Annotated in this window: 5 protein-coding genes and 1 pseudogene; 1 reads left to right on the forward strand and 5 read right to left on the reverse strand. The window is 73.0% G+C overall.

All coding sequences use genetic code 11. The features are described 5' to 3' along the window. The 4 genes from PLJ28_RS14690 to PLJ28_RS14705 form a co-directional block, all read right to left on the reverse strand. A partial coding sequence (locus tag PLJ28_RS14690; protein WP_324590323.1) for a biotin/lipoyl-containing protein occupies positions 1 to 590 on the reverse strand: 590 nt, incomplete at its 3' end. Between the two features lie 99 nt (positions 591 to 689). Then, positions 690 to 1,757 carry an alpha-ketoacid dehydrogenase subunit beta gene (locus PLJ28_RS14695; protein WP_255459703.1) on the reverse strand — a complete coding sequence of 356 codons (1,068 nt, stop codon included), beginning with the start codon at positions 1,755 to 1,757 and terminating at the stop codon, positions 690 to 692. After that, positions 1,754 to 2,935, reverse strand: coding sequence for a thiamine pyrophosphate-dependent enzyme (locus tag PLJ28_RS14700; RefSeq protein ID WP_183529098.1), 1,182 nt, complete (start codon positions 2,933 to 2,935; stop codon positions 1,754 to 1,756). The genes PLJ28_RS14695 and PLJ28_RS14700 overlap by 4 nt, the downstream gene beginning before the upstream one ends. A 90-nt stretch (positions 2,936 to 3,025) precedes the next feature. Further along, entirely contained in the window at positions 3,026 to 4,132 is a 1,107-nt protein-coding gene (locus PLJ28_RS14705; RefSeq protein ID WP_183529100.1) for a histidinol-phosphate transaminase, read from the reverse strand. 183 nt (positions 4,133 to 4,315) lie between these two features. Here PLJ28_RS14705 and PLJ28_RS14710 point away from each other — a divergent pair, with 183 nt between their 5' ends. After that, the gene (locus tag PLJ28_RS14710; RefSeq protein WP_040386248.1) at positions 4,316 to 4,732 is read left to right on the forward strand and encodes a phage holin family protein; all 417 of its coding nucleotides are present in this window, start codon (positions 4,316 to 4,318) and stop codon (positions 4,730 to 4,732) included. Between the two features lie 4 nt (positions 4,733 to 4,736). On the opposite strand, the pseudogene PLJ28_RS14715 reads toward PLJ28_RS14710, so the two are convergent. After that, positions 4,737 to 5,480: pseudogene (locus PLJ28_RS14715) on the reverse strand (hypothetical protein); the annotation flags it as partial.

Here is a 5,480-nt window from a genome sequence, read left to right on the forward strand (position 1 = left end):
AGGGCGGCCGGGGTGGTCGGCGCGGTGGCCTGGCCTGCCGCGGCCGGCGTGGCGGTCTGGCCGGACGGGGCCGGCGTCGCGCCCGTCCGGGGGCGGCGCCGCGTGGAGTCGGCCTTGGGGCCGGAACCGGTCAGCGCGGCCCCCGATCCCCCGGCCGGGCCGGCGCCGACCGCGGAACGCGGGACGCCGCCGTCGGCCGGGACCGGGGCCTCCTCGCCGACCCCCGGGCGGGGCGCCGGACCGTCCTCGTCCTCCTCCTGGGTATCCGCCCCGTCACCGGGCGCGGGCATCCGGGCGTCCGGGATCTCCTGCTCCACCACGGCGGAGCCGTCCCCGCCGGACGGGGGCGCCTCGCCGCCGGTGGTGATGCCGATGATCGGGGTGCCGACGGCGACGGTCTCCCCCACGGGGACCATCAGCTCGGCCACCGTGCCGGCGTAGGGGCTGGGCAGCTCCACCAGCGACTTGGCCGTCTCGATCTCGCAGAGGACGTCGTTGACCGCCACGGTGTCCCCGACCGCCACCTTCCACTCGGTGATCTCGGCCTCGGTCAGTCCCTCGCCGACGTCCGGCAGGTTGAAGGTCTCCATGGTGGTCTCCGGCAGTCTCTCGGTTCGGCAGGCGGGGCGGTGCGCGGTGCTGCGCGCGGCCCGGTGGTCGGGTGCGGCGGGCAGGCTCGGTGCGCGGGGTCAGTAGGCGAAGGTGCGGTCCACGGCGTCGAGGATCCGGTCCAGGTCCGGCAGGTACTGCTCCTCGACGCGTGAGGGCGGATAGGGCAGGTGGAACCCGCCCACGCGCAGGATCGGGGCCTCGAGGTGCAGGAAGGACCGTTCCATCAGCCGGGCGGCGATCTCCCCGCCGAGGCCGCCGAAGGTCGGGGCCTCGTGCGTGACGACCATCCGGCCGGTCTTCTCCACCGAGGCCTGCAGGGCGTCGAAGTCCACGGGCGAGAGGGAGCGCAGGTCGATGACCTCGATCGACCGGCCGTCCTCGGCGGCCGCGTTCGCGGCGGCCAGCGCCACGGGCACCAGCGGCCCCCAGGCGGCGATCGTGGCGTCGGTGCCCTCGCGGACCACCTGCGCCTGGAAGGCGGACACCCCGCGGTGGCCGTCCGCGGAGACGTCGACCTCGCCCTTGAGCCAGTACCGGCGCTTGGGCTCGAAGATGATGACCGGGTCCTGGGAGCGGATCCCCTGGCGGGTCATCCAGTAGGCGTCGTGGGCGTTGGACGGGGTGATGACCCGAAGCCCCGCGGTGTGCGCGAACAGCGCCTCGGGCGACTCGGAGTGGTGCTCGATCGAGCCGATGCCGCCGCCGTAGGGGATGCGGATCGTCACCGGGACCGTGGCGGCGCCGCGGGTGCGGGCGTGCATCTTGGCCAGCTGGGTGGTGATCTGGTTGAAGCCCGGGAAGACGAAGCCGTCGAACTGGATCTCCGCCACCGGTCGGTAGCCGCGCAGGGCCAGGCCGATCGAGGTGCCGATGATGCCGGACTCGGCCAGCGGGGAGTCCACCACCCGGTCCGCGCCGAAGCGGGCCTTCAGCCCCTCGGTGACGCGGTAGACCCCGCCGAGCGAGCCGATGTCCTCGCCCATCAGCAGGACCTTCTCGTCCGCGGCCAGTTCATCGGCCAGGGCCCGGTTGATGGCCTTGGCGATGGTCAGGGTCTCGAGGGCGGTCCCGGCCCCGGTGACCGGCGCGGGTCCGGTGGCCGTACCGGGAACCGCCCCGGCCGGCGTCGTGGTGTCCGTGGTCATGAGCGGTCTCCTTCCGCCTCGGTGTCCGCGAAGCCGGCCTGCCACTGCCGGTGCCAGGCCAGCTCCTCCGCCACGAGCGGGTGGGCCTCGGCGTAGACGGTCTCGAAGACGGTGTCCAGGGGGGCGACGGCGTCCCCGGTCATCGCCAGCACGGCCTCGCGGGTGCGCCGCGCCAGCTCCTCGCCCTCCGCGGCCACGTCGGCGAAGAAGCGGTCCGGGTCGGGCCCCGCGGCGCCGGTGGCGCGCAGGTGCGCCTCGAGCCGGGCCAGCGGGTCGACGGCGGCCCAGGCCTCTTCCTCGGCCCGGGTGCGGTACTTCGTGGGGTCGTCCGCGGTGGTGTGGGCGCCGCCGCGGAAGGTGTGCGCCTCGATGAGCACGGGACCGGCCCCGGTGCGGGCCTGCTCGGCGGCCCAGGCGGTCACGGCGTGCATGGCGAGCGGGTCGTTGCCGTCCACCGTGACGCCCTCGAAGCCGTAGCCGGCGGCGCGCTTGGCCAGCGGCACCCGGGTCTGGGTGGCGGCGGGCACTGAGATGGCCCACTGGTTGTTCTGGCAGAAGAACACCACCGGCAGGTCGTAGCTGGCGGCGAAGACCATGGACTCGTGGATGTCGCCCTCGGAGGAGGCGCCGTCCCCGTAGCAGGCGAGCACGACCTGCCCCTCGGCCCGGCGGCGCTCGGCGTCCCAGCCGGCCTGGTCCCGGGAGATGCCCCAGGCGTAACCGGTGGCGTGCAGGGCCTGGGCCGCCAGCACGAGCGTGTAGGGCTGCATCCGGTGGTCCTCGGCGGCCCAGCCGGCGTGGGCGACGCCGCGGAAGAGGGCGAGGAGCTGGCCCGGGGTGACGCCGCGGCCCAGGGCGAAGAGGTGCTCGCGGTAGGTGGGGAAGATCCAGTCGTCCTCGCGCAGTGCGGTCAGCGCCCCGGCCTGGGCACCCTCCTGGCCGACGGCGGGGACCCACAGGGCCAGCTGCCCCTGGCGCTGCAGGGAGGTGCCCTCCTGGTCCACGCGGCGCTCGGTGGCCATCAACCGGTACATGCGCTGCAGCGTGTCCCCGGTCAGGTCCGCCAGGTAGGGCGTGAACCGGGCGTCCTCGTGCAGGGTCCCGTCAGCGTCCAGCAGGCGGACGGCTCCTTCCGGCAGCTCGGTCGCCGGAGCCGGTGACGTCGGCGTATGGTGCACGGAGAACTCCTTCCATGCCGACGCACCCGGCGTCGGTCCCGGTCCAGCCTAGACCCGGACCGACATATGCGCGCGTTCTGCGAAGGTCCGCTACTGCCCGTTCGTGGGCGCCCCGAACTCCCGGCACAGCTGCAGGAACCGTGCGTTGGCCTCCCGCTCGCCGACGGAGACACGCACGCCCTCGGTGCCGAAGCCCCGCACGGACAGCGCCTGGCGGGCGGCCGCCTCCACGAACCCGGGGGTCCGGTCCCCCAGGTCCAGCCAGACGAAGTTGGCCTGGGTCTCCGGCACGCTCCAGCCGGCCTCGACCAGCCCGGCCACCATCCTCTGCCGCTCGGCGACCACGATGTCCACGCGTTCCATGACGTCCTCGAGGTGGTCCAGCGAGGCGATCGCGGCCTGCTCGGCCAGCGACGAGACCGCGAACGGGGTGGCCAGCACCCGCAGGTACTGGGTGACGTGGGGGTGGGTCACGGAGTAGCCCACGCGCAGGTTCGCCAGGCCGTGGGCCTTGGAGAAGGTCCGCAGCACGGCCACGTTCGAGTGCCGGGAGAACACGTCGAGGCCATCGACGGCGTCCGGCTCGCGGACGAACTCCTGGTACGCCTCGTCGATGACCACGAGCACGTGCCTGGGCACCTTCGCCAGGAAGTCCTCGACCTCACGGGTGGTCAGCACCGGGCCGGTCGGGTTGTTGGGCGTGCACAGCAGGACCACGCGGGTGTGCTCGGTGATGGCCGCGGCCATGGCCTCGAGGTCGTGGCGGAAGTCCGCGGTCAGCGGCACCTGGACGTCCCGCGCCCCGGAGGAGCGGACCACGATCGGGTAGGCCTCGAAGGAGCGCCAGGCGAAGATCACCTCGTCCGGGGTGCCGTCCTCACCGGTCCCCGCGAAGGTGGTGATGATCTGGGTCAGCGCGCCGAGGGAACCGGCGCCCGTGACGATGTCCTGGGCGGCCACGCCGAGGTGGCCGGACAACCGCTCCCGCAACGCGGTGGACAGCGGGTCCGGATAGCGGGCGATCGCGTCGAACCGCTCGACGGCCCGGCGCACCGCGGGAACGGGCCCGTAGGGGTTCTCGTTGGAGGCGAGCTTGTAGGAGACCAGCCCCTCCACCGGTGCGGGAGGCTTCCCGGCGGCGTAGGCGGGGAGCCTGCCCAGGACCGGACGCGGGCGGATCGGATGCGGTTCGTTCATGGATCACCAGACTAGTCCCGGCGCGGACGAATGGACCTCGGATGATCCCGAAGTCCCGACAGATCGCCTGATCGTTCCGTTGCGCCCGGACAGATTGCCCTCGGGTGAGGGCATCACGGCCCGATCGGCCCCCAGGACGCGGGCGCATATCCGGGCCATGGGGTGGCATGGGACGATGTGGGCATGAGGTTCTTGCTCCGCGTCATCGTCAACGCGCTGGCCCTGTGGGTGGCCACCTGGCTCCTGCCCGGCATGGAGGTCATCCCCGGTGGGACCCTCGCCGACACCGGTGACCCCACCCTGAACCTGGTGATCGCCTACCTGGTGATCGGCCTGGTCTTCGGGGCCGTGAACGCGGTGGTCAAGCCGGTCATCTCGTTCCTGTCGATCCCGATCACCTGCCTGACGCTGGGGCTGTTCACGATCATCATCAACGCCGGCATGCTGATGCTGACGGTCTGGCTCACCTCCTACATGCCGATGCAGGTCACCGTGGACTCCTTCTGGTGGACCGCGGTCTTCGCCGCGATCATCATCTCGGTGGTCTCGATGCTGGCCAACGGCGTCCTGGGGATGCTCACGCCGGGCAGCCGGGACTGAGGCCCTAACCGTTCCGTCCCACGGCGCCGCGGGCTGGATCCGTGGCACGGAACTGATGGCCCAGCCCGGCTCCCAGCGGGTTGCGGGGCTGGCCGGGTCTCGTCCGCTCCAGGGTCACCGTCCGCGAGACGGCCGTGCCGGTCGTGAGCCTGGCCAGGTGCTCCTGCGCGGGGGCCAGTCGGGCTGCCCCGGTGACCGGTGGGCTTCCATCCGTCTCGGCAGTCCCGCCCTGGTGAGCAATCCCGTCCTGGCCGGTCAGCAGGCCGTCCGGATGCCCCTCGAGGCGAGTGACGTGGGCGCGGTAGTTCTCGAAGCCGTGGGCCCTGACCAGGGTGACGCCCTCCGGTTCGGCCCCCTCCACGTCACCGGCGAAGGTCACCGTGGTGCGGTTGACCCCCTGCGGGTTGCCGCGACCGTCGACGGCGGGCACCGGGTCCTCGAGGTGTTCCAGGTGCAGGGCCTCCACGTGCGGGTCCAGCGCGATCTCCCCCGTCGGCGAGCCGACGGTGAACACCCCCTGCACGTCGAAGTCTGCGGCGATCCGGGGATCGGCGGCAGTCCGTGCGGCGTGGATCCCGCCCTGGCTGTAACCGGCCAGCACCACCGGGTCTCCCGGGTCCGCGCCCGCGGCCTCCAGCGCCTCGTGGACCGCCGCGGCCACGTGCTGGGAATCCAGGGCGACGGCCTCGCCGTTCCCGCTGACGTCGAAGGGGTTGGTCGACCAGCCGTCGTCCTCCGGGTGGTGCGC

The sequence above is a fragment of the Citricoccus sp. genome (assembly GCF_035445025.1).
In the GTDB taxonomy this organism is placed as follows: Bacteria; Actinomycetota; Actinomycetes; order Actinomycetales; family Micrococcaceae; genus Citricoccus.

Coding starts and splice junctions, on each gene's coding strand:
- PLJ28_RS14695 (WP_255459703.1), bottom strand. CDS start 1,757: ATGACCACGGACACCACGACGCCGGCCGGGGCGGTTCCCGGTACGGCC.
- PLJ28_RS14710 (WP_040386248.1), top strand. CDS start 4,316: ATGAGGTTCTTGCTCCGCGTCATCGTCAACGCGCTGGCCCTGTGGGTG.
- PLJ28_RS14705 (WP_183529100.1), bottom strand. CDS start 4,132: ATGAACGAACCGCATCCGATCCGCCCGCGTCCGGTCCTGGGCAGGCTC.